This is a genomic window from Sphingobacterium sp. UDSM-2020 (assembly GCF_016132525.1).
Taxonomy (GTDB): Bacteria; Bacteroidota; Bacteroidia; order Sphingobacteriales; family Sphingobacteriaceae; genus Sphingobacterium; species Sphingobacterium anhuiense.
The window spans coordinates 2,388,517-2,411,217 of record NZ_CP066166.1 but is presented as its reverse complement, the minus strand read 5'-3'; the positions used below and the strand labels follow the sequence as shown (position 1 = coordinate 2,411,217).

Sequence of the window (22,701 nt, the reverse complement as noted above, 5' to 3'; positions counted from 1 at the left end):
CACCAAATAAATGGACGTAAACTACGTAGGCGAGAATCTATTGCCTGGAAAAATAGGTCAGTTTTTTATTGTTCTCTCATTCGGAACAGCATTACTATCTTTCATTAGTTATTATTTTGCTACAACAAATAAAGAAGAAAAATCTTGGTTAAAAATTGCCCGGATTGCTTTCTGGACAAATGCAGCCTCAATCATTGCGATTGCTGCAACGCTTTTTTTCATTATCCATACTCATTTATTTGAATACCATTACGCATGGGCACATAGCTCCAAATCATTGCCTACACATTACATCATCTCCAGTTTTTGGGAAGGTCAGGAAGGTAGTTTTTTACTCTGGATGTTCTGGCAAAGTGTATTAGGATCAGTTTTACTTTTTAAGGCTAAAGATTGGGAGGGTCCAGTAATGACCTTCATCATGTTGTGTCAAGTATTTCTAGCTTCTATGATCGTAGGTGTACAAATTTTTGGATTTCATCTAGGTAGCTCGCCTTTCATCTTACTAAGAGAGGCTATAGAGGGACCAATTTTTAACGATCCAAACTATTTATCTTTAATTCCTGATGGCAAAGGTTTAAACCCACTGTTACAAAACTATTGGATGGTTATTCACCCGCCAACGCTATTCTTAGGTTTTGCTTCTATGGTTGTTCCCTTTGCTTATGCGGCCGCGGCTTTATGGACCAAACGTTATAAAGAGTGGATTACACCTGGATTACCATGGGCACTTTTTGCTGTCATGATATTGGGTGTAGGCATAATTATGGGATCATTTTGGGCGTATGAAGCACTTAACTTTGGTGGTTTCTGGGCTTGGGATCCTGTAGAAAATGCATCTATTATTCCTTGGTTTACTTTAATTGCTGCTGTTCACGTAATGATTGCTTATAAAAACTCTGGGCATTCTTACTTTACAGCTACATTCTTGGCTTTAATCAGTTTCGTTCTTGTCATCTATGCTTCCTACTTAACAAGAAGTGGGATTCTAGGAGAAACATCTGTGCACTCATTTACTGATTTGGGGTTAAATGTTCAACTTATTGCCTTTAATGCGACCTTCTTTGTGATTATGGTTGTAGCTTTGGTTGTCCGTAAAAAACAAATGCCGACGACTCAAAAAGAGGAGGATATCTATTCAAGAGAATTTTGGTTGTTCATAGGCGCTTTGGTTCTAACTGTTGCCTGCGTTCAAATGATCACTTCAACTTCAATTCCAGTCTTCAATGCTATTTTTGGAACCAAGGTTGCTCCACCTTTAGATCCGATCCAACATTATAACAAATGGCAGTCGGGATTTGCGGTCATTATTATGATTTTAACTTCAATCACCCAATTCTTGAAGTATAAAAAAACAGATCCTAGAAAATTTTTCGCGTCAACCATCGCTTCTTTAATCGTAGCTATTGTATTAACTGCTGCAGTTTCTTACATCACGAAAACATACACAAATTTAATTTTCATCTTAATAACCTTCTCTTCCCTATTCTGTATTCTCGCGAATATTCGCGTATTAGCAGATGCCGTAAAAGGTAAGTGGAAATTAGCGGGGTCAGCTATTGCGCACATTGGATTTGGATTATTATTAATTGGAGCCATGATAGCAGCATCTACCAATGAAGTGATTTCAATCAATAATACGGGTTATATTGCTGTATCTGGATTTGACAAGGTTGAAAAACCTGGTGACAACCTGTTCTTAACAGAGGGTGAACCGGTGCAGATGGGTGAATACCGCATCACTTATATTGGTGATAGTGTAGCACAACCCAATGTGTTTTATAAGATAAAATATGAAGCAATCGATGAGGAAAGTGGAAAAGTAAAAAATTCGTTTGTACTTATGCCGTTTGCTCAGAATAATGAGAAAATGGGAGGCTTGATCGGTACTCCTGCGACAAAGCACTACTTCACACATGATATTTACACCCTAATAACTGCGGCAGCTTCGGACTTACAGGCGAAAAATGCAAATATCCCTGCCGATCAGAAAACAGGCTTTGAGGATTATGAAGAACCGGCAACTTATGAGGTCAATGTTGGTGACACCCTTCGTTATAGAAATGGTTTCTTTGTCATTGAAGGTATTAACAGAAATGCTCATTTAGAAAACATCCCTAAGGGAGAGAAAGATGTCATTGTAGGATTAAAAATCAAAGTTATCGCTTCTGATAAAAAAGAATACAACATTGAACCGGTGTTTTTAATCAAAGATGGTACTTCATATGATTTTAATAAAGATGTAAATGAAGAAGGACTACGTTTCCGTTTTTCAAATATCTTGCCTAAAAAAGATAAATTAGAAGTTATGGTTTACCAAAAACCACTTCCAGAGAAAAAATGGATTGTATTTAAAGCGATTAAATTTCCATATATTAATTTCTTCTGGTGTGGAACTATTGTCATGACAATCGGATTTTTCATGTCTATTTTTAGAAGAAATAGTGAGGCAAAAAGATTAGATAAAAAACAAAGCTAATGAATATTGTCATCTTAGGAAGTGGAAATGTTGCAACACACTTTGCACATAACTTCCATAACAAAGGTCACAAAATCTTGCAAATATTCAGTCAACAGAAGGTCAATGCTCAAGCATTGGCCTTTGCTGTAAATGCAGAGGCTATTTCTAAGGTATCAGAAATAAATAAAGAAGCTGATCTCTATATGATCGCAATTCCGGATCATGCTATTCCATCACTTATTGAAACCATATCTACAGCTATCTCCGGCATTGTTGTGCACTGTTCTGGAGCTACAGATATACAAGTTTTAAGTAAATTTCAGCATTATGGTGTGATATATCCTCCGCAGTCCATTTCTAAAAATGATCAATCCGACTTCAGTCTTATTCCGTTTTGTATTGAAGGAAATGACTCCATAACATTTAATATTCTGATGAAGCTTATGGCTACTATAGCACCAAAATCTATCGCTTGTAGCTCAAGTCAAAGATTAGCTATTCATATAGCCTCAGTATTTGCGAATAACTTCACAAACGCACTCTTTCAAATCAGTTATGACCTCTTACAGCAGCACGATTTACCGTTTGATATAATTAGGCCAATTATTCTTGAAACTGCACAAAAGGTACAATCTAAGCTACCTAGTCAAGTTCAGACCGGACCAGCTGTTAGAAATGACGAAATCACGATAAAAAAGCATTTAAATTTTATCAGCGAACATGATGATTGGAAACAAATCTATCAACTATTATCACAAGAGATTGTAAAAAGAAAAAGCTAAATATCATTTCTTTACCAAGATTTTAAAACTTCTTCATAACGGCCATTAATTTTCTTTTACAACAAGTAACTTAGTACTTTTGCTTTGTATAAAATGAACATTGGTTCAATATTTGAAAGCATAGTAAACATTAAAATTGTAACAGATCAATCGATTACGTTTGATTGATATTTGATCAAATTTTTATTAAAATAAGAGTCTAAATACTATTTAAATTATGACCGTTAGAAAATTAATTCTTGGCACCATGACTGTAATCAATTTGATTATAATCTCTTTTGGGCTTATTTTTACACCACAGTGGTTTTGGTTATTAGTCATACCAATGCCTCTTTTATTTGTGGCTATATATCACAGTTTTCAACATAAACATGCTATTTTACGAAACTATCCTTTAGTAGGATATTTCCGTTATTTCTTTGAGTCCATTCGTCCAGAATTACGTCAATACTTTTGGGAATCTGATACTGATGGACGTCCTTTTAATAGAAGACAACGTTCTATCGTTTATCAACGCGCTAAAAACCAGCGGGAAACTGTTGCTTTCGGTATGCAGACAGATCCGCAAACAGTGGGTAATGAATGGGCGGCTCACTCTGTCTTTCCTTGTCACATTGATAATCATGACTTACGCACTACTGTAGGGAATGGAGCTTGTAAACATCCTTATAGCTTAAGTGTATTTAACATCTCGGCTATGAGTTACGGTGCATTGAGTAAAACAGCTATTACAGCATTAAATAAAGGTGCTCAATTGCAGAATTTTGCTCACAACACGGGAGAGGGTGGTATCAGTGACTACCATAACAGTGGTGGTGATTTGATCTGGCAGGTAGGTACGGGTTATTTTGGATGCCGTACGCATGACGGTAAATTTGATGGTGAGCTTTTTAGAGAAAAAACTTCGCGTCCCAACATCAAGATGATCGAACTGAAAATATCACAAGGTGCTAAACCTGGCCACGGAGGTATACTTCCCGCGGCCAAAAATACACCCGAAGTTGCTGCAATTCGCCATGTCATCCCAGGTACAGATGTCATGTCACCTCCTGCTCACAGTGCATTCTCAAATCCAATTGAAATGATGGAGTTCATTCATAGATTGAAAGAATTAAGTGACTTCAAACCTGTGGGATTTAAAATGTGTATTGGTGATAAACAAGAGTTTATTGAAATCTGTCGCGCAATGCAAACAACGCAGATATTCCCGGACTTTATTGCTATTGATGGTTCCGAAGGTGGAACAGGTGCAGCACCACTCGAATTTACAGATAATCTAGGGATGCCATTATACGATGCTTTAGCTTTTGTTACAAAGACTTTAATTGCATTTGGCCTTAAAAGACATATCAAGCTCTTAGTTTCGAGTAGAATCGTCACTGGTTTTGATTTGTTAAAGGTAATTGCTCTTGGAGCAGACGCGTGCTATAGTGCCAGAGGAATGATGTTTGCATTAGGTTGCATTCAAGCATTGAAATGTAACGAAGATACTTGTCCTGTAGGAGTTGCAACACAACAACCCCACTTGTATAAAGGATTAGATGTTAACGATAAATATGTACGTGTCGCACAATTCCATCGTAACACTTTACGTGCAACAGTAGAGATCATGGAAGCTTGTGGCTTCAAAACTTTATCCGATGTCAGTGCCGATAAATTTTTCAGAAAAGTTGATGCTGTAAACACATTAAGTTTTCAAGACATCTATTTTGGAAGAGAAGGACGGTTAATCGAAAGTCATACTGATTTTGAAGCAAAAATATTTTAATAATAAGGAAGGGCTTTTCATAAAACAAAAGCCCTTCCTTATTATTTTCTCAAATTACAGATAACTTGTTGAAGCGTTACTTGCGCCATATCAATTGTATCTGGAGATACGCCATCTAAAGCTTCCGCAATAGTCTTATTCGCTTGTTGCATACCCATTTCTTTTAATTTACGGGCAGACTTAGTCAGATAAATCAAATTTGATCTACGATCATCTTTATCATTTACTCGGATTACTAAATTTAATTTCTCCAAATTATTAATTAAACGTGTAATACTTGGTTTATCTCTAAAGGTTCTAATGGCTAACTCCTGTTGCGTAAGTCCCTCCTCTTGCCATAAATTGTACAAAATACTCCATTGCTCAGCCGTAATATTGATTCCCACATCTTTTAAATTACGCTGCATTCTACGCGATATGGCTGTAGTCGCTTTTCCAGTTAGAAAATCATAGAACTCTATCTTTCCAATTAAATCTTCATTAAGCATAATAATCAAAGTCTTTTTAGGTTATACTATATATCGTACTTTTTAGCCAACGGATATTTATTTTCAAAAAAGATAAAATTAACTATAACTCGTTGGCCAAATAGGTTTATATTATAAATATAATGCTTTACATGGTATAACAAAAATTAAATTGTTTTTTTTTGTTATCTTCATGCTATGGAAAAGTTGGTACCCCTTTTAATTGCATTAGCAATCTTTGGTTTTAAGTCATATCAGAACTATATGAAAGAGCAAGAGGCTGCGCTAAAAAGAAGAAAAGCAAACACCCCTATTCCTAGTAAAAATAAATCAGAACCACCTGCATATCAGACCTTTCAGAAAGACAAAAATGTGGCTACCCCACCACCTTTTTATTCAGAAAAAATACAAGACACTAACGAAATTCAGCGATTTAAAAAAGCAAGAGAGGAGCACCGCTTAGCTTTAAATAAAAAAAATAAGTTACCACAATCTTTACAAAGAGAACCAATGGTAACGGAAGATTTTGATTTAAGAAAGGCAGTGATTATTTCTATCATCCTTGATAGACCGTACAAATAAAGACATTAATCTATTGTAAAGCTATCTGCATCCTGTAAAAAAGGAAAAGACTTTCTCGCTTCATGAAGATCTTTGGGGTGAATAGTAAACGTATATAGATCTTCGTCTTCAGGTTTATAATAAACCACATCTCCTAAAGGAGAGATACACATGGAACCACCTGAATAATAAATATCATTACCATCGTGACCTACACGATTCACACCGATAACAAAAGCTTGATTTTCTATAGCACGAGCTGGAATTAAGGTTCTCCAATGAGCAGAACGTTTGTCTGGCCAGTTTGCGGTATAAATCAATAAATCATAAGCACCACCTATATTTCTTGACCATACGGGGAAGCGTATATCATAACAAATCATAGGACATATATTCCAACCTCTGATGTTTACAATAATACGTTCTCGCCCTGCAGTAAAATACAGGTCTTCTTTTGCCATTGCAAACAAATGTCTTTTATCGTATTTTACGTAGGTTCCATCTGGAGACATCCATACAAAACGATTAAAGTATTTCCCGTCTTCTGCTATAATCAATGAACCAGCTATCACACAATTTAAGGTTTGTGACATGTGGAATAACCACTGCATGGTTTTTCCATCTGTTGGCTCTGCACACTTCTCTACATTATTTGTAAATCCGGTATTGAACATTTCAGGCAAAATAATAAGATCCGTCTTTTCTCTTAAATTCGAGAGTTTAAGCGCGAGGTTACTCAAGTTCTTATCGACATTTTCCCAAAAGATATATGCTTGAAAGGTTGTTACTTTTAACGGTTCCATTGTAGTTGTTTCGTAAATAATGATGACCTAAGTCTACAAATTAAGAATTTTTTAAATAAATAAAGATTAAATAGACAAATAATAGCAATTACTATTGTTCCCTGATGAGGAGTTGAGTCGATAATGTTATTAACGTCTCTTTCTTGTCATTTGGTATATTAATCGCCGATAATCTTTCAAATGCACGTTGTGTATAGGCATCTTTTAGTTTGTCTGCATATTCTTTAATGTTATAATTTTGGTATAGTGATAACATATCGTGCAATTTATTTGGATTATCCTGAATTGTTGCGTTTAATAAATTCTGAAGTCTTGCAAGATCCTCTTCTTTTATGATTTCCATCAATTTGACCAACAGATAGGTCTTTTTATTAATGAGAATATCTCCTCCAATCTGTTTACCAAAAGTTTCGGAGTTGCCATAAGCATCTAAGACATCATCCTGAAGCTGGAAAGCTATTCCTATATATTCTCCAAATTCATAAATTAATTTTTGATCACTAAGATTTGCTTCGGCCAATATTGCTCCCATCTGCAGTGCGCCTCCCAACAGTACTGAAGTTTTAAGCCTAATCATCTCAATATATTGATCCATACTAATTTTATCGGTATGCTCATAATCCATATCCAGTTGTTGGCCTTCACAGACTTGCATAGCAACTCTATTAAAAGTTTTAAGGAGATCTGCAATATAAAGCGGATTGCTATTAGCCAATTCATCATAAGCTTTTACCAATAGTCCATCTCCCGAAAGGATAGCGACATTCAAATCCCATTTCTCATGAACGGTGGCTTTTCCTCTTCTTAGAGGTGCTTTATCCATTACATCATCATGAACTAAAGAGAAGTTGTGAAAATACTCGATTGATTTTGCAGCAGGTAAGGCATCTGTAATTTCCCGAATATCAAACATTTCAGCTGCAACCAGTGTCAATGCTGGTCTAATACGTTTACCTCCTAAACTTAAAAAATAGCGAATTGGATCGTAAAGATTAGTCGGTTGATGCGGAAATTGACTGTTTTGAATCGAGTCAGAGATTAGTTTTTGTAAATGCTGCATAGTATCTAGTCATCTTCTCCTAATGATACGCGAAGATAAGAATTATAAAAACAAACTTTTGCTAAGTACCGTTGAAAACAGTTTAATTCATTTAAAATAGTATTTATCTTCTACACTTACTTTCTTATCGACAAAAAGATATAATATTTAAAGTTAATCAATCATCAACAAGTGGATAGCCTGCAGAGAAACGATAACATTTGTTGTTATCGCGCCGGAATAAAATTGCACATATAACAAATTTATCTAAGTTTGTATAAAAGCAAGCATATATGCGCATTCTAATCATCCATACTTTTTATCAAGAACCAGGAGGTGAAGACACCGTTTTTAAACAGGAAAGAGAATTACTCGCTATAGATCACGATGTTGAGATACTTACCTTCCAAAATAAAAAAGGATGGAAAGGCGCTTTGCAAACACTTTTTTCTTTTTGGAATATTGTAGCGGCTTATCGCATAAGAAAGCGCATTAACAGTTTTAAACCTCAGATTGTCCATATTCATAATACACATTATGCTAGTGGTCCTATTATCTTAAGGACAATTCATAAATTGGGTATTCCATTGGTCATGACTTTGCATAATTTTCGTATTCTTTGCCCTTCCGCTATTTTATACCATGATCAGCAGTTATTCCTTTCGAGTTTAAAAGAAAATTTTCCGTGGACAGCCATTAAAAGGAAAGTATTGGACGGATCTACTGTCAAGACTTTTGTACTAGCATTGAACTATTGGTTTCATCGACGAATCGGAACGTGGAATATGGTAGATCGATATATAGCTTTATCCAGTTTCGCAAAAAAACTATTTATAGATTCAACTTTACATGTTCCTGAACAAAAATTCACGATCAAACCAAACTTTACCTTCCCTATTAAAGGTATAAGCGATACTCAGGAAGACTATTTTATATACATCGGAAGACTTACTGAAGAAAAAGGTATCGTAAATTTATTGAAAGTATTTTCAAAAACAGATAGCAAGATCATCATCATAGGTGACGGTCCTCTAAAACAAACAGTAGTCGATGCGGCAAATCAGCATACCAATATAAAATTTCTAGGTTTTAGATCGCGCGAAGAAATATTGCCATTAGTTGAAAAAGCGGAAGCATTACTCGTGCCTTCAGTATGGTTTGAAGGGATGCCAATGACGATCTTGGAGGCTTTCTCTGTCGGAACTCCAGTGATCGGCAGTGATATTGGGGCTTTAAGTGAATTAATTATCCAAAATAAGACAGGATTACTATTTAACCCACAAAGTGTGGATAATATGTTAACAACTGTACAGCAATGGAAAAATTACAGTATTGAAGAAAAATATAACATTAGACAAACAACAAAAGAGTTCTATTTTAGTAATTTTACTCCAGAAGAGAATAAAAAGAAACTGCTTGAGATATATAATGAAGCAATTCGAGATAACATAAAACGATCTTAAAAATGAGTATTATAATTTTAGATAAGTTAAATATTGCCCCCGCTATCCAGGAAGCATTAGAAAGTGTTTATGATCCAGAATTAAAACCGGCAAATATTGTCGATTTAGGATTGGTATATGAAATCATAACCAAAGAAAATGGAACTGCTAAGATAGTGATGACATTAACAGCTCCAGGATGTCCAGTTGCTGGCCAGATCATGGATGAGGTACAAAGCAAGGTTGCTGCTGTACCTGGTGTTACAGAAGCCCTTGTTGAGCTAACATTCGATCCACCTTGGACAAGAGACATGATGAGCGAAGAAGCAAAATTAGAATTAGGCTTCTTGTAATCGTAAAAAAGGGAATCTATACTAGATTCCCTTTTTTATAATGTTTGACCAGACTCCAGATCACTTAGTCTTTTGACTGTTTTTGGTTTAATTTCATCCTTACCGAATAATTTTGTCCATAGATTACGGGATTCTTTTGTTAACAAAGGTGATACAATTGACAAAATCAATACATACACCACAACAAACGACTGGATAACAGGCAATAACCCTCCTGCTTTACCAATATTGGCCATAATAATGGAAAACTCTCCTCGAGCAGATAATGTAAATCCGATATCAAAAGCTGTTTTATTCTTCATTCCGGAAAACCTGGCTGCAAAGTATCCTGAAGCCAAATTACCGAGGATAGTAACCAGAGCAGCAATTGAGGCCCATAATACTGCGCCTCCTAAGGATAAGATATCTATGGATAAACCAAAGCTAAAAAAGAACATTGCCCCAAAAAAATCTTTGTATGGCAATACCATTGCTTCAATCTTCTTGATATATTGTGAATCTGCTAAAACTAAACCAGCCATTAGCGCTCCAATGGCTTCCGCAACGTGAATAGTTTCAGAAAATCCTGCCGTTATAAATAGCAATGAAAAAATAACAAGCACAAATAGCTCTGAAGATTTAACCTGCAACAGCTTATCGATTGCAGGAACCAGCTTCCTTCCTAAAATTAGAAATGTTAAAATAAATCCTAAGGCTAGCAATGAAGTTCCGGCAACAGTCCAGAAAGAGCTACTCCCTGTCAGAATCAATCCAGAAAGAAAAGAAATATGCATCGCAATAAATAAATCATCAAACATAATCATTCCCATAATCACCTCTGTTTCAGGATTAGCAGTTCGTTTCAAATCTGTCAATACCTTTGCTACAATGGCTGTCGAAGAACTTGTCATAATCCCACAAAGTACCATCATTTCCTTAAATGGCAAATCCATCATCCATCCGATAAGTAACCCGGATATAAAATTGAGTAAAACATATACTGTTCCACCTGTCACGATTGATTTACCGGACTTAATTAATCGGCCAACGGAAAATTCTAGTCCCAGATAAAACAAAAGGAAAAGTACGCCCAAGCGCCCCATAAAATCTATAAACGGTTTACTTTCAGTAAATGTCAGATCTATATGACCAATTTGCGGAGCATGCTGGCCCAACACCATACCTATCAATATAAAAAATGGAATAACTGAAAACTTTAATTTATTGGCAATTAAACCAACAAATGCGACAAGGCCAACTGCGATTCCAATTTCTAAAATAAGTGTGTGTGATGGCATATATATTTATTTAGTTTACAATATTTACAATAATATTTCTTTCAATAATTTAATATTATTTTTTTTCCCAGCAATAACTAAGGTGGTGCCAGGACTAATCGTATAATCTGGCCCTGGATTGATCACAGTATTATCTCCCAATATACCTGCGATGATAGATGCTCCTGTACGCTGACGGACTTCTAATTCTCCAATAGTTTTATTCGCACCCTCGCATTTGCCTTCCACTTTATACCATTCAATTCTTAAATCATCTAAAGCTACTTCAATTGTTTCTAAAGCTTTAGGCTTATAGGACAATCCTCCGATAATACCGGCAACCTGTCTGGATTCCTCATCGCTTAAGGTCATGACACAGCGGGACTCGCTCTCTTGCTCATCATAACGATACAATTCTCTTCGACCATCGTCATGAATAACCACGACCATATTGTCTCCAGCTTCAGTTTCAATTTGATACTTTTTTCCAATACCAATAAGATCCGACTCTCTTACAATAGACATATTTTTTTGCTTTATTATAAAACTTAATTTTTCAATAGCTGAAGTAAAAAGGCATACTATACAGCTTTATACAAACTTAACCAAAAATCCAGTCATAATAGAATTTATATGACGTGACCATCGGATTAATTCGAATCACATACGATGAAATCAACGTACATAGGTATTCCGTAAGTTAAGAAAAGATGTAGTATTTTTCATCTTTTCTTGATTCTTATTTAGCTTCGATCACTGTAAAACTTCCATCAACTTGCATAGCGGGCTTTCCTATTGCTATACTTGTGGCATGATAAAAAAGATAAATCCAATCGTTTGGAGCTCCATTTTCCCAGTACTTCTGACGTAACTTTCTTGACAAATGTCCATCATAGTCATATTTTGCGCTATGATTCTGAAAGATCATCTCTGGCTCCGGTAGAACGTCTCCGCCAAAAAAATAATGATATTTTCCATTATCAATGTGGAAGATCTGATGATGTTGGGTATGCCCGCCAGTCAAACAATATTCAACTTCATCATTAACTTTACCATCTCCTTCAACCAAGTTTAAATTACCACTCCTTTGCACAACATCAAAAATTTCGGTACGGTACGAATTATTGATCCCGGAATAAGCATCTTCCCATTCACCTCGCTGCACTATATACTCCGCTTCAGGAAACGCAATCCTTCCGACCCGATCAGCAAAACTCACCATACCCCCAGCATGATCTTTATGCAAGTGTGACATCAATACATATTTCACATCTTTGGGGGAATAACCTAATTTTTCAATATTTTCATAAAGCAGTAGTTTCCCATCCGTATTTGTTAATCCAAGTCCGGTATCACATAAAACCAGTCCATTTGTGGTCTCAATTAGAAACGGATGCACTTGAATAAACATAGAAGCTGGACGATCTTTTTTACTATCAATAGCAGGATCAAAGGGAATAAATTTTTTGGAAATATCGACCGAAAATGAGCCTTCGAATAAGGAATACGCTTGTAACATCTTTAATTTATTGGAAACTTGCGTGTTAGATACAACGCTATAATTACCCTAGTGTATAATTAGGTTAGTCAATAGACAAAACGTATATTTACACATAATTACGATGCAAAGATATGCAAAAAAAGTGGGTGCTAAAATCTAAAAGTGAGATCAAAAAAGTTAATCAATTAGGCAATGAACTTGGTATTAATCCAGTATTAGCAGAATTGTTAGTCAGTAGAAATATTGAGACTTTTGATACTTCAAAACAGTTTTTTAGGCCTTCTCTAGACCAATTGCACAATCCATTCTTAATGCAAGATATGGAAAAAGCCATTGCTCGAATTACTACCGCAATTGGCCAGAATGAAAAGATCTTAATTTATGGAGACTATGACGTAGACGGCACTACAGCTGTAGCTGTTGTGTATAGTTTTTTTCGAGAGTTTCATACGCGCATAGAATTTTATATTCCCGACCGTTACGCTGAAGGATATGGTATCTCTACACAGGGTATAGATTATGCTGCAGAAAACGGTTTCTCTTTAATCATTGCACTTGATTGTGGTATAAAAGCGAACGATAAAGTTGACTATGCCAATTCAAAGAATATCGATTTCATCATTGGAGATCACCATTTACCTGGCGATGAACTTCCAAAAGCATTTGCAGTACTCGATCCAAAAAGAAAAGACTGTGCTTATCCATACAAAGAATTATCGGGCTGCGGTATAGGATTTAAACTTATACAAGCCTTTGTCATGAAAAATGATATGTCTTTGGATATTTGCTATCAATTTTTAGATCTTGTCGCGGTAAGTATTGCATCGGATATTGTACCTATAACTGGGGAAAATAGAATTCTGACTCATTTCGGACTGATTAAATTAAATACTAATCCTTGCTGCGGTCTTCAAGCCCTGGTTGACCTATCCACCAATAAAACAAAGACATTCACAGTAAATGATATTGTTTTTCAAATAGGTCCGCGGATCAATGCTTCTGGTCGTATTGATCATGCAAAAGATGCGGTAAAATTATTGATATCAAAATCACTGCAAGAAGCAAAAGATTTTAGTATCAATATTGACGATCAAAATAATGTTCGTAAAGATTTTGACCTTAGAATAACCGAAGAAGCTCTAGCGATTATAGATCAAAATGACTCGCTAAAAACACGAAAATCAACTGTGCTCTATAAATCAGATTGGCATAAAGGTGTTATCGGCATTGTGGCATCAAGGTTGACTGAAAAATATTATAGACCAACGATTATTCTGACCGAAACCAATGGTCATATCGCAGGTTCCTGTAGATCTGTAATTGGGTTTGATTTATATGAAGCCTTAAGTGAATGTAGTGATCTATTAGATCAATTTGGAGGGCATAAATATGCAGCAGGGTTGACGATGCAGATCGGAAATATCAAATTATTTCAGGATCGTTTCGAAGAGGTTGTTTCTAAACTCATTACTCCTCAGATGTTAATACAAGAGATCTTAATTGATACTAAACTGAACCTGCAAGATATTGATGCCAAATTTCACCGCATTCTAAGTCAATTTGAACCATTCGGGCCTCAAAACGAAAGCCCTATTTTCCTTAGTCAAAAAGTTAGTTTAATTGGACCGGCCTATTTAGTAGGATCGAATCACTTAAAAATGACCATCAAACAAGAAAACTCTCCTTCTTTTGATTGCATTGGTTTTGGATTATCTGAACATATACAGGCTATTAATAGTGGTAAGCCATTTGACATCTGTTATAGCATAGAAGAAAATGTATGGCGAGGCAAAAAGAATTTGCAATTAAATATAAAAGGAATCCGATATTAAATATATTTGTAATTATCAGATTGTTTTTTTGAGTTAAAACACGAATCAAATGATACTAAGAGCAGAACATCTAATCAAAAAATATAAGCAACGCACTGTTGTAAACGATGTTTCTTTCCAGGTAGAGCAAGGAGAAATTGTTGGTCTTCTAGGACCTAACGGAGCAGGAAAGACGACTTCTTTTTATATGATTGTTGGATTAATAAAACCTAATGAGGGTCATGTTTATTTGGACGATCAAGAAATCACACAGGATGCCATGTACCAACGCGCTCAAAAAGGAATCGGTTATCTTGCCCAAGAAGCTTCCATCTTTAGAAAACTATCGGTTGAGCACAACATATTATCTGTACTGGAGATCCATTATCCAAATAAAAAGGAACGCTTAGAAAAACTGGAAGAACTTTTAACCGAATTTAGCTTGCACCGTGTTCGTAAAAATAGAGGTGATCTTCTCTCCGGAGGAGAAAGACGTCGTACAGAGATCGCACGGGCATTAGCGGCAAACCCATCTTTTATCTTGTTAGATGAACCTTTTGCGGGTGTCGATCCAATCGCTGTAGAGGAAATTCAAACAATTGTCGCAAAGCTAAAAACACGTAATATCGGAATTTTAATTACCGATCATAACGTACAAGAAACGTTATCCATTACAGATAGGGCTTACTTATTGACAGAAGGTAAAATTATGCTTGCTGGAACTCCAGAAGAAATTGCCAGTAATGAAATGGCCCGTACATTCTATTTAGGCCAACATTTTGAACTCCGTCGCAAAAAGATAATTATTTAACGTTAATTCTACCTTTATATGGCAATATTAGACTCCCTACTTACTTGGTTCATGAAAAAACGGATTCATCAGATTGAATTATTCATGAAATATCCACATGATGTACAAGAAGAATGGTTTCAAAGTTTAATATCATCAGCCGAAGCAACAGAATGGGGGAAAAAATACGATTACAACAGTATTTTAACGCCTGAGGAATTTAAAAACAGAGTTCCAATTCAAGATTACAATTCATTGAAGCCTTATATCGATCGGATGATCAAAGGCGAGCAAAATATACTATGGCCATCTGACATCAAGTGGTTCGCCAAATCTTCGGGAACTACCTCAGACCGTAGCAAATTTATCCCAGTCAGTGAAGAGTCTTTAACAGAATGTCACTTTCAGGGTGGGAAAGATATGTTGACAATTTACTTCAACAATAAACCCGAAAGCCAGATTTTCTGTGGAAAATCGGTCGTATTAGGAGGGAGTTCTCAGATTAACAGCTTTAGTTCAGACTCTTATTATGGTGATTTATCTTCTATTCTATTGCGGAATCTCCCTTTTTGGGCCGAATTTAAGCGTACTCCAAATTTAGAAGTAACTTTACTTCCTGATTTTGAGGAAAAAATAGAAAAGGTGGCCAATATCACCATCCATGAGAATGTCACCAATCTGGCTGGTGTTCCAACATGGAATATTGTTCTAGCAAAAAAGATATTGGAAATCACAGGTAAGAATAATTTGCTTGAAGTCTGGCCTAATCTGGAATTTTATACCCATGGTGGCGTAAGTTTCAAACCTTATCGCGAACAGTTTAAAAAACTGATTCCTTCTGATAATATGTATTATTTAGAAAATTATAATGCATCCGAAGGATACTTTGCTCTTCAAGATCTGCCCGACTCAGAAGAATTATTATTAATGCTTGACTATGGCATTTATTACGAATTCTTACCGATCGAAAATTTATATGATGAGAATCCGCAAACATTAGGATTACATCAAGTAGAATTAAATAAAAATTATGCTTTGATCATTTCGACCAATGCTGGTTTATGGCGGTACATGATCGGTGATACGATTAAATTTGTAACGCTATCTCCATACCGTATTCAAATAACAGGACGGACAAAACAATTCATCAATACCTTTGGCGAAGAACTTATCGTCGATAATGCAGAGGATGCTATAAAGAAGGCTAGTGAAAGTACACGTGCAATTGTAAAAGATTATACTGCTGGACCGATTTACTTTAAAGAGGGTGAAGCTGGAGCTCATGAATGGATTATTGAATTTGAACAACAACCTGATAATTTTGAAACGTTTTGTAAGATACTGGATCAAACATTGAGAGAGATCAATTCGGATTATGATGCTAAACGTTATAAAAATATGGCATTACAATTTCCGGTTATTCACAATGCCCCTGCATACACATTCTTTCAATGGATGAAATCAAAGGGTAAGCTTGGTGGACAAAATAAAGTACCGCGACTGTCGAATAATCGTGATTACCTTGAGCCTATATTGGACATAATAAAGAAATAATGTATCTTAAAAGTTGATAGGGAAAGATTTTAATAAAAAATGAGATTGATCAGTTTATGAGCAATCTCATTTCAATTTTTTAGTACCTGCTAAATTTGAAAAATAATAAAATACCCTAGGGTTTGATAGCCGTTTTATAAAGAAAAACAAAAAAGCCTAAAATAAAATTTAGTGAAAATCCTTTTTTCTCCACAGCTGTTTTTTGATCAAACTCTAATTCATCATTTTCCAATGCATTGTTTTTACTGTTTAATCGGTGCATGGTTTTTAATCGTTTAGTTTTTTTTTTATTAGTGAATATCTGTTTAGAAGTGTTAGCCCTTTTTAAAACCTACCATTTTTGATGATAGATTAGTGTTTCCGTTAATCCAAATAACATGCCACTTTACAATTACTGTGTTAATTCATTTAAAATTAACACAGAATAAAGGAAAAGGTAACAAAACAGCTAAAAAAGCCTAAAAAATGATAATCTCTAGTAATTCAAATGATAATCTGTCCATAAAATAAAACGTAAAATCCTAAAAAATAGACAAATTTACTGTGTAATAATAAAATTTTCTCACTCAGAATAATATTTGATAAACAAGAGGTTTATCATTCAAATTCGTGGTTTTTTTCATACTTTAGCATTTGTAATTAAAATACAATGAGCGCGACAGAAAATTATTCAATTCGCGTAGAGCCCACACAACAATCGAGACTCTCGCAAGTAGATTTTAACAATCTAAAATTTGGAAAAATATTATCCGACCATATGTTGGTCGCTACCTATGAAGATGGAGCATGGACTGATGTCAGTATTGTGCCTTATGGTGATATTAATGTAAGCCCTTCTATGTCGGCTTTACATTATGGCCAAGCAATCTTTGAAGGTATTAAAGCATACAAATTTCAAGATGGAACTATTAGTATTTTCCGTCCTGACAAGAACTGGGAAAGATTCAATACTTCTGCAGCTCGTCTGGAGATGCCAGAAGTTCCTGAAGAAATCTTTTTAGGTGGATTAAAAAAACTATTAGCCACCGATAATAAATGGATTCCAAATGCTCCAGGCACATCTTTATATATCCGTCCATTTATGTTCGGTACTGAAGCGGCTTTAGGAGTACACCCTTCTAATTCCTACAAATTTATAATTATCACTAGCCCTGTAGGTGCTTACTATAGCAATCCTTTAAAATTAAAGGTAGAAACACATTATACCCGCGCAGCAGAAGGCGGAGTAGGTTTCTCAAAAAATGCAGGTAACTATGCATTGTCACTATACCCTACTCGTTTGGCAAATGATGAAGGTTTTGATCAATTGATGTGGACTGATGCTTCGGAACATAAATATATTGAAGAAGCTGGAACAGCCAACCTAATATTCCGTATCGGTGACAGTATTATTACTCCTCACGGTGATACGATCCTACATGGTGTAACAAGACGTACAATTATGGAACTGGCGGCAAGCTGGGGATATAAAACGGAGCAACGCAGAGTATCTGTCAAAGAACTTATTGATGGAATCAAAGCAGGAATTGTAACAGATGCATTTGCTGCTGGTACAGCTGCAACATTAACACCAATTGCCACTATTGGTTATGAAGGTGAATTGTTTCAATTACCTCCTGTAGAAGGTCGCGATTTCTCTAAAAAAGTATTAACCTATTTAGATGATCTTCGATATGGCAGAATTGCTGACGAATTTGGATGGAATTTGATCGTGGAATAATTATATTTCATTTCGTAGAAAAAAGGGCTTGATTACCATTGTAATCAAGCCCTTTTTATGTTATCAACAGAGTTATTAACATAATGTGGATAACTCTGTTGATATCGTATAAAATTATGATTGAATATAATCTATAATCTGGTTTTTGTCCTTAGGATCAAACCAAACTGTACTGATATCTTTCTTAAACCAAGTGAGTTGCCTTTTAGCATACCGTCGCGAGTTTTGCTTAATTTTATCTATTGCTTCTTCCCAAGATATTTTCTCATCTAAGAAATCGAACAGCTCAGAATAACCGACGGTCATTAAAGCAGGCTTATGTTTAAAAGATATTAATGACTTTACTTCATCCAATAAACCATCTTTCACCATCAAATCGACACGCATATTAATGCGTTCGTATAAACTTGTTCGGTCCATTGTAAGTCCAACTGTAATGATCTTAAAGGGTCTCACTGCTTTTGTCTTTTGAAGAAAATTAGAAAATGGTAATCCAGTAGTTTCAAATACTTCCAGGGCTCGAATTACCCGTTGAACATTTGAAATATCTACCTGATCATAATAAACAGGATCGACTTCTTTTAAATAAGCTTGAAGTGGCACAATTCCCTCGTTATCAAACCTGTTATTTAACCGTTCTCTTGTTTCTGGAAGGGCCTTTGGTAAATTATCCAAACCTTCACATACTGCTCTCACAAATAAACCAGATCCGCCTACCATAATGACTATATCCTTTTTTTGGAAGAGAGTGCTTATCGTTTCTAATGCCTCTCTTTCAAAATCACCGGCAGAATAATCCTCTTCTATAGAATGTGAATCGATAAAATGATGACGTGCCTGACTTAATTCAGATGCAGTAGGTTTAGCCGTACCAATATTCATTTCACGGTAAAACTGTCTTGAATCGGCTGAAATAATCTCCGTATCAAAATATTGTGCAAGTTCAATTGCCATAGCAGTTTTCCCTACTGCGGTAGGTCCTACTATAGCAATTAAAGTTTTATTATGTTGATCTGTGGTACCTAACATTAATATTCGTCAAACGAACCATTACTTTCCTCTTCAGACTTTTCTCCCCCTTCTTCTTCTTCATCATCACCGTCAAACAAATCAAATTCTTCGTCATCATCAACGCCATATTGCGTTTCATCTACCAAAACTTCATCTTCGTCATCATCATCCAAAGGATCTGCAACAGGAAAATTCGCTGCTGCTAAAGATTTTGGAGCTTGACCCACCGTTTTAAAAACAGTAGGATAAGTTTTCCCTTCCTCTTCTTTTAAAATTTTAATCAATTCAACATGAAATTCATAAGGTCTATCAAAATTATAGATGTAATAAAACTTTTGGTGAGGATCGTCAATAAACTTGCTTAAACGAATATTTTCCATTAGTAAAACACCATCTGAAATTTTACGAGCAGTTGGTAAAAGAGCAATTTCAGTTCCTTTTTTCCATTGATCGTTACTAACATAAAAGGAAGATGAACGGTCAGCTTCATAAGCAGTTGTCTTATGAATAGCCTCATGTAATTCTAAGAAAGTTTGTTTCGAAAGCATATCGATTTCTCTATACACATCCTCATAATCTTCAAAAGTGATTCTGAATCTATAAATAGCCATTTCTAATATTCGTTTTGTTTGTTAACAAGATGAGCTTCAATAAGAATTGAAGCGATTAAAGTTACTTTTTTTATTTAACTGTTGTATTCAAATCCCATGCCTTTCTAATAGTCAAGCCTAAATCTTGGGCTTTGTTGACCATAAAATGATATGCGTCCATCTTAGCATTAGGAATCTCACCTTCTAAGATCGCTTCTCGGATTGCATTTTTTATTTTCCCAACTTCACGACCTGGCCCAATACCAAAAACTTCCATAATATCTTCTCCAGAAATTGGAGGTTGCCAATTTCGGATCTGATCACGTTCTTCAACATCTTTTAGTTTTTGCTTGACCAATTCGAAATTTTGACGATATTTCTTCTTTTTATATTCATTTTTTGTTGTTACATCGGCATGGCACAATTGCATCAATGCATCAATATCATCACCGGCCTCAAATAACAAACGACGTACAGCAGAATCAGTAACAATATCTTGAGCCAGTACAATTGGTCTTAGATGTAATAAAACTAGTTTCTGAACAAACTTCATCTTCTCATTCAATGGAAGTTTTAACTCAGCAAATAATTTAGGAACCATTCGTGCCCCTTTATCTTCATGACCATGAAAGGTCCATCCTAGTTTTTTATCAAATCTTTTTGTGGGAGGTTTTGCAATATCGTGCATAATAGCAGCCCATCTTAACCACAGATCATCTGTTGTTTCACAGACATTATCCAAAACTTCCAGCGTATGGTAAAAATTATCTTTATGTCCTTTTCCATCGATGATTTCTACACCGTGTAAGTTTTGCATTGCAGGAAAAACCAAAGCCAATAACCCTGTATCAAATAAGTATTTAAATCCAATAGAGGGTTTTTCTGACAAGATAATCTTATTAATTTCGTCAGTGATGCGTTCTTTTGATATAATACGAATACGATCTTTAGTATCTGTGATCGCTTGAATCGCCTTTGTATCAATCTTAAAGTTCAATTGTGTAGCGAAACGAATAGCACGCATCATACGCAAAGGATCATCTGAAAATGTCACAATTGGATCTAATGGTGTACGTATAGTACGTAATTCAATATCCCCTACTCCATCAAAAGGATCCAGCAGCTCACCATAATTATCCTTATTCAATGAGTATGCCATAGCATTGATCGTAAAATCACGTCGATTTTGATCATCAGCTAAAGTGCCATCTTCAACGATTGGTTTTCGGGAATTAGCACGGTAAGATTCTTTACGAGCTCCTACAAATTCCACATTTAATCCTTCAAAAACTAACATTGCTGTTCCAAAACTTTTGTAAACAGCAACTTTAGTTTTCAATTTATTTCCTAAAGCTGTAGCAAACTCAATTCCACTTCCAACAACAACAATATCCACATCATTTTTAAAAGGCCGGCCCATAATATGATCGCGTACATAACCGCCAATGACGTAACACTCCGTATTTGTTGTTTCGGCTAACTCTTTAATGATTGGGAAAATAGGATGTTGTAAATTATCACTCATAGCATGAATCTAGGTCCTTAAAAAAACACTAGGATGCAAAAGTAAGGAATTTATTATAAAATAGATATTAGTCTTGCGATATAAGCACACAAGACTAATAATATTACTTCTTTATATTTAATCGCGATCGCGAGAAAGCTTGCGGAAAGCTAGTGGATTTTGAGATAGCTCTGCTTGTTCACGACGACGTTTTACAATGTGAACTGCCTGAAATATAGCTTCCATGAAAGACTCATGAGCGGCAATATTTTGCCCAGCAATATCATAACCCGTTCCATGATCTGGAGAAGTACGAACAATCGGCAAACCAGCAGTAAAATTCACACCATTACGATTTGCAATATGTTTAAAAGGAATCAATCCTTGATCATGGTACATGGCTAATACCGCATCAAATTTTTCGTAAGCATGATTAGCAAAAAAACCATCTGCAGGATAGGGTCCAAAACACAATATTCCTTTTTCTTTTGCTTTTTCTATCGTTGGCCGGATAATCATATCATCTTCAATACCAATAACACCATTATCTCCTGCATGTGGATTTAATCCGAGTACAGCAATTTTAGGTTTCTGAATCCAGAAGTCTTTTTTAAGGCTCTCATTCATTAGCTCCAATTTATTTAAAATTGCTGCTTCTGTAATATGATCGGAAACATCTTTTACAGGTATATGACCTGTAACAACCCCCACCCGCAACTCATCACAGATCATAAACATCAACACATCATCCGCATTTGTTTTTTCCTGCAAATACTCCGTATGTCCTGGAAAATGAAATCCTTCCTGCTGGATATTATGTTTATTTATAGGGGCAGTGACTAAAGCATCTATCTTTCCTGCATTTAGATCTTCAACTGCTTTTTCTAATGAAATAAAAGCATATTTACCCCCAATCTCATTTTCTTCTCCCAAAGTTATCTTAACGTCCTCCTGCCAGCAATTAATCATGTTAGCGCGTTTAGGATTTGCCTGTTCAGGATCATTGATGACATTAAAACTAAAATCGCTGACACCTAATGCTTTTCTATGAAATGACGCAACTTTTGTATTACCGTAAACAATCGGAGTGAAAAATTCTAAAACACGATTGTCCAATAATGATTTTATAATTACTTCCAATCCGATACCATTGATATCGCCTACTGTAATACCTATTTTTAATTTGTCAGCCATAGTAAAAAATGAAATTATTGACTCAAAAGTAATTAAAATTATATGAAATAGTCAAGCATCAGTTTAATTTCCAATTCATATAAAACACCTACAATAG

Annotated in this window: 21 protein-coding genes; 10 read left to right on the top strand and 11 right to left on the bottom strand. The window is 35.4% G+C overall.

Annotation, left to right across the window (positions count from 1 at the left end; all coding sequences use genetic code 11):
- Window positions 1-10 precede the first annotated feature (10 nt).
- From JAZ75_RS10195 to JAZ75_RS10185, 3 genes are all read left to right on the top strand, one after another.
- Window positions 11-2,476, top strand: a complete 2,466-nt coding sequence (locus tag JAZ75_RS10195; protein ID WP_208701621.1) for a heme lyase CcmF/NrfE family subunit — start codon at window positions 11-13, stop codon at window positions 2,474-2,476.
- The gene (locus tag JAZ75_RS10190; protein WP_021190464.1) at window positions 2,476-3,240 is read left to right on the top strand and encodes a Rossmann-like and DUF2520 domain-containing protein; all 765 of its coding nucleotides are present in this window, start codon (window positions 2,476-2,478) and stop codon (window positions 3,238-3,240) included. The genes JAZ75_RS10195 and JAZ75_RS10190 overlap by 1 nt, the downstream gene beginning before the upstream one ends.
- Window positions 3,241-3,457: 217 nt before the next feature.
- Window positions 3,458-5,008, top strand: coding sequence for an FMN-binding glutamate synthase family protein (locus JAZ75_RS10185; protein ID WP_208701619.1), 1,551 nt, complete (start codon window positions 3,458-3,460; stop codon window positions 5,006-5,008).
- A 41-nt stretch (window positions 5,009-5,049) separates the two neighbouring features.
- Here the strand turns inward: JAZ75_RS10185 and JAZ75_RS10180 are convergent, their stop codons facing one another.
- Window positions 5,050-5,496 carry a MarR family winged helix-turn-helix transcriptional regulator gene (locus JAZ75_RS10180; RefSeq protein ID WP_021190462.1) on the bottom strand — a complete coding sequence of 149 codons (447 nt, stop codon included), beginning with the start codon at window positions 5,494-5,496 and terminating at the stop codon, window positions 5,050-5,052.
- 177 nt (window positions 5,497-5,673) lie between these two features.
- On the opposite strand from JAZ75_RS10180, the gene JAZ75_RS10175 reads away from it, so the two are divergent.
- A complete protein-coding gene (locus JAZ75_RS10175) occupies window positions 5,674-6,057 on the top strand; it encodes a hypothetical protein (protein WP_208701618.1) in 384 nt (127 codons plus the stop codon).
- Window positions 6,058-6,062: 5 nt separating this feature from the next.
- On the opposite strand, the gene JAZ75_RS10170 is transcribed toward JAZ75_RS10175, so the two are convergent.
- Window positions 6,063-6,839: an amidohydrolase gene (locus JAZ75_RS10170; protein ID WP_208701616.1), complete on the bottom strand. Its 777-nt coding sequence runs from the start codon at window positions 6,837-6,839 to the stop codon at window positions 6,063-6,065.
- A 91-nt stretch (window positions 6,840-6,930) separates the two neighbouring features.
- A complete protein-coding gene (locus JAZ75_RS10165; RefSeq protein ID WP_208701614.1) occupies window positions 6,931-7,899 on the bottom strand; it encodes a polyprenyl synthetase family protein in 969 nt (322 codons plus the stop codon).
- Between the two features lie 272 nt (window positions 7,900-8,171).
- On the opposite strand from JAZ75_RS10165, the gene JAZ75_RS10160 reads away from it, so the two are divergent.
- Together JAZ75_RS10160 and JAZ75_RS10155 are read left to right on the top strand one after the other, a co-directional pair.
- A complete protein-coding gene (locus JAZ75_RS10160; protein ID WP_208701612.1) occupies window positions 8,172-9,341 on the top strand; it encodes a glycosyltransferase family 4 protein in 1,170 nt (389 codons plus the stop codon).
- Between the two features lie 2 nt (window positions 9,342-9,343).
- Window positions 9,344-9,673: a metal-sulfur cluster assembly factor gene (locus JAZ75_RS10155; protein WP_208701610.1), complete on the top strand. Its 330-nt coding sequence runs from the start codon at window positions 9,344-9,346 to the stop codon at window positions 9,671-9,673.
- Window positions 9,674-9,708: 35 nt separating this feature from the next.
- Here JAZ75_RS10155 and JAZ75_RS10150 read toward each other — a convergent pair whose 3' ends face one another.
- From JAZ75_RS10150 to JAZ75_RS10140, 3 genes are all read right to left on the bottom strand, one after another.
- On the bottom strand, window positions 9,709-10,950 hold the full coding sequence (locus tag JAZ75_RS10150; RefSeq protein ID WP_208701608.1) for a cation:proton antiporter: 1,242 nt from the start codon (window positions 10,948-10,950) through the stop codon (window positions 9,709-9,711).
- A gap of 24 nt (window positions 10,951-10,974) precedes the next feature.
- Window positions 10,975-11,454, bottom strand: coding sequence for a cation:proton antiporter regulatory subunit (locus tag JAZ75_RS10145; RefSeq protein ID WP_208701606.1), 480 nt, complete (start codon window positions 11,452-11,454; stop codon window positions 10,975-10,977).
- 214 nt (window positions 11,455-11,668) lie between these two features.
- Entirely contained in the window at window positions 11,669-12,448 is a 780-nt protein-coding gene (locus JAZ75_RS10140) for an MBL fold metallo-hydrolase (RefSeq protein WP_208701604.1), read from the bottom strand.
- Between the two features lie 113 nt (window positions 12,449-12,561).
- Between JAZ75_RS10140 and recJ the strand changes: the two genes are divergently transcribed.
- Genes recJ through JAZ75_RS10125 form a run of 3 tightly spaced genes read left to right on the top strand, consistent with a single transcriptional unit; the run spans window position 12,562 to window position 16,585 of the window.
- Window positions 12,562-14,262, top strand: a complete 1,701-nt coding sequence (gene recJ / locus JAZ75_RS10135; RefSeq protein ID WP_208701602.1) for a single-stranded-DNA-specific exonuclease RecJ — start codon at window positions 12,562-12,564, stop codon at window positions 14,260-14,262.
- Window positions 14,263-14,311: 49 nt separating this feature from the next.
- On the top strand, window positions 14,312-15,052 hold the full coding sequence (gene lptB / locus JAZ75_RS10130) for an LPS export ABC transporter ATP-binding protein (RefSeq protein ID WP_021190449.1): 741 nt from the start codon (window positions 14,312-14,314) through the stop codon (window positions 15,050-15,052).
- Window positions 15,053-15,070: 18 nt separating this feature from the next.
- Window positions 15,071-16,585: a GH3 auxin-responsive promoter family protein gene (locus JAZ75_RS10125; RefSeq protein WP_132769114.1), complete on the top strand. Its 1,515-nt coding sequence runs from the start codon at window positions 15,071-15,073 to the stop codon at window positions 16,583-16,585.
- Window positions 16,586-16,700: 115 nt separating this feature from the next.
- Here the strand turns inward: JAZ75_RS10125 and JAZ75_RS10120 are convergent, their stop codons facing one another.
- Complete coding sequence (locus JAZ75_RS10120; RefSeq protein ID WP_165902374.1) at window positions 16,701-16,847, bottom strand: hypothetical protein; 147 nt, start codon at window positions 16,845-16,847, stop codon at window positions 16,701-16,703.
- A gap of 387 nt (window positions 16,848-17,234) precedes the next feature.
- Here JAZ75_RS10120 and JAZ75_RS10115 point away from each other — a divergent pair, with 387 nt between their 5' ends.
- Window positions 17,235-18,305, top strand: coding sequence for a branched-chain amino acid aminotransferase (locus tag JAZ75_RS10115; protein ID WP_021190447.1), 1,071 nt, complete (start codon window positions 17,235-17,237; stop codon window positions 18,303-18,305).
- A gap of 114 nt (window positions 18,306-18,419) precedes the next feature.
- Here JAZ75_RS10115 and miaA read toward each other — a convergent pair whose 3' ends face one another.
- From miaA to pdxA, 4 genes are all read right to left on the bottom strand, one after another.
- On the bottom strand, window positions 18,420-19,334 hold the full coding sequence (gene miaA, locus JAZ75_RS10110) for a tRNA (adenosine(37)-N6)-dimethylallyltransferase MiaA (protein WP_208701600.1): 915 nt from the start codon (window positions 19,332-19,334) through the stop codon (window positions 18,420-18,422).
- Window positions 19,334-19,927 (bottom strand): IS1096 element passenger TnpR family protein, encoded by a 594-nt coding sequence (locus JAZ75_RS10105; RefSeq protein WP_208701598.1) that lies wholly within the window; start codon window positions 19,925-19,927, stop codon window positions 19,334-19,336. The genes miaA and JAZ75_RS10105 overlap by 1 nt, the downstream gene beginning before the upstream one ends.
- Before the next feature lie 70 nt (window positions 19,928-19,997).
- Complete coding sequence (locus tag JAZ75_RS10100) at window positions 19,998-21,431, bottom strand: CCA tRNA nucleotidyltransferase (RefSeq protein ID WP_208701596.1); 1,434 nt, start codon at window positions 21,429-21,431, stop codon at window positions 19,998-20,000.
- A gap of 117 nt (window positions 21,432-21,548) precedes the next feature.
- Window positions 21,549-22,604: a 4-hydroxythreonine-4-phosphate dehydrogenase PdxA gene (pdxA, locus tag JAZ75_RS10095; protein ID WP_208701594.1), complete on the bottom strand. Its 1,056-nt coding sequence runs from the start codon at window positions 22,602-22,604 to the stop codon at window positions 21,549-21,551.
- Window positions 22,605-22,701 lie beyond the last annotated feature (97 nt).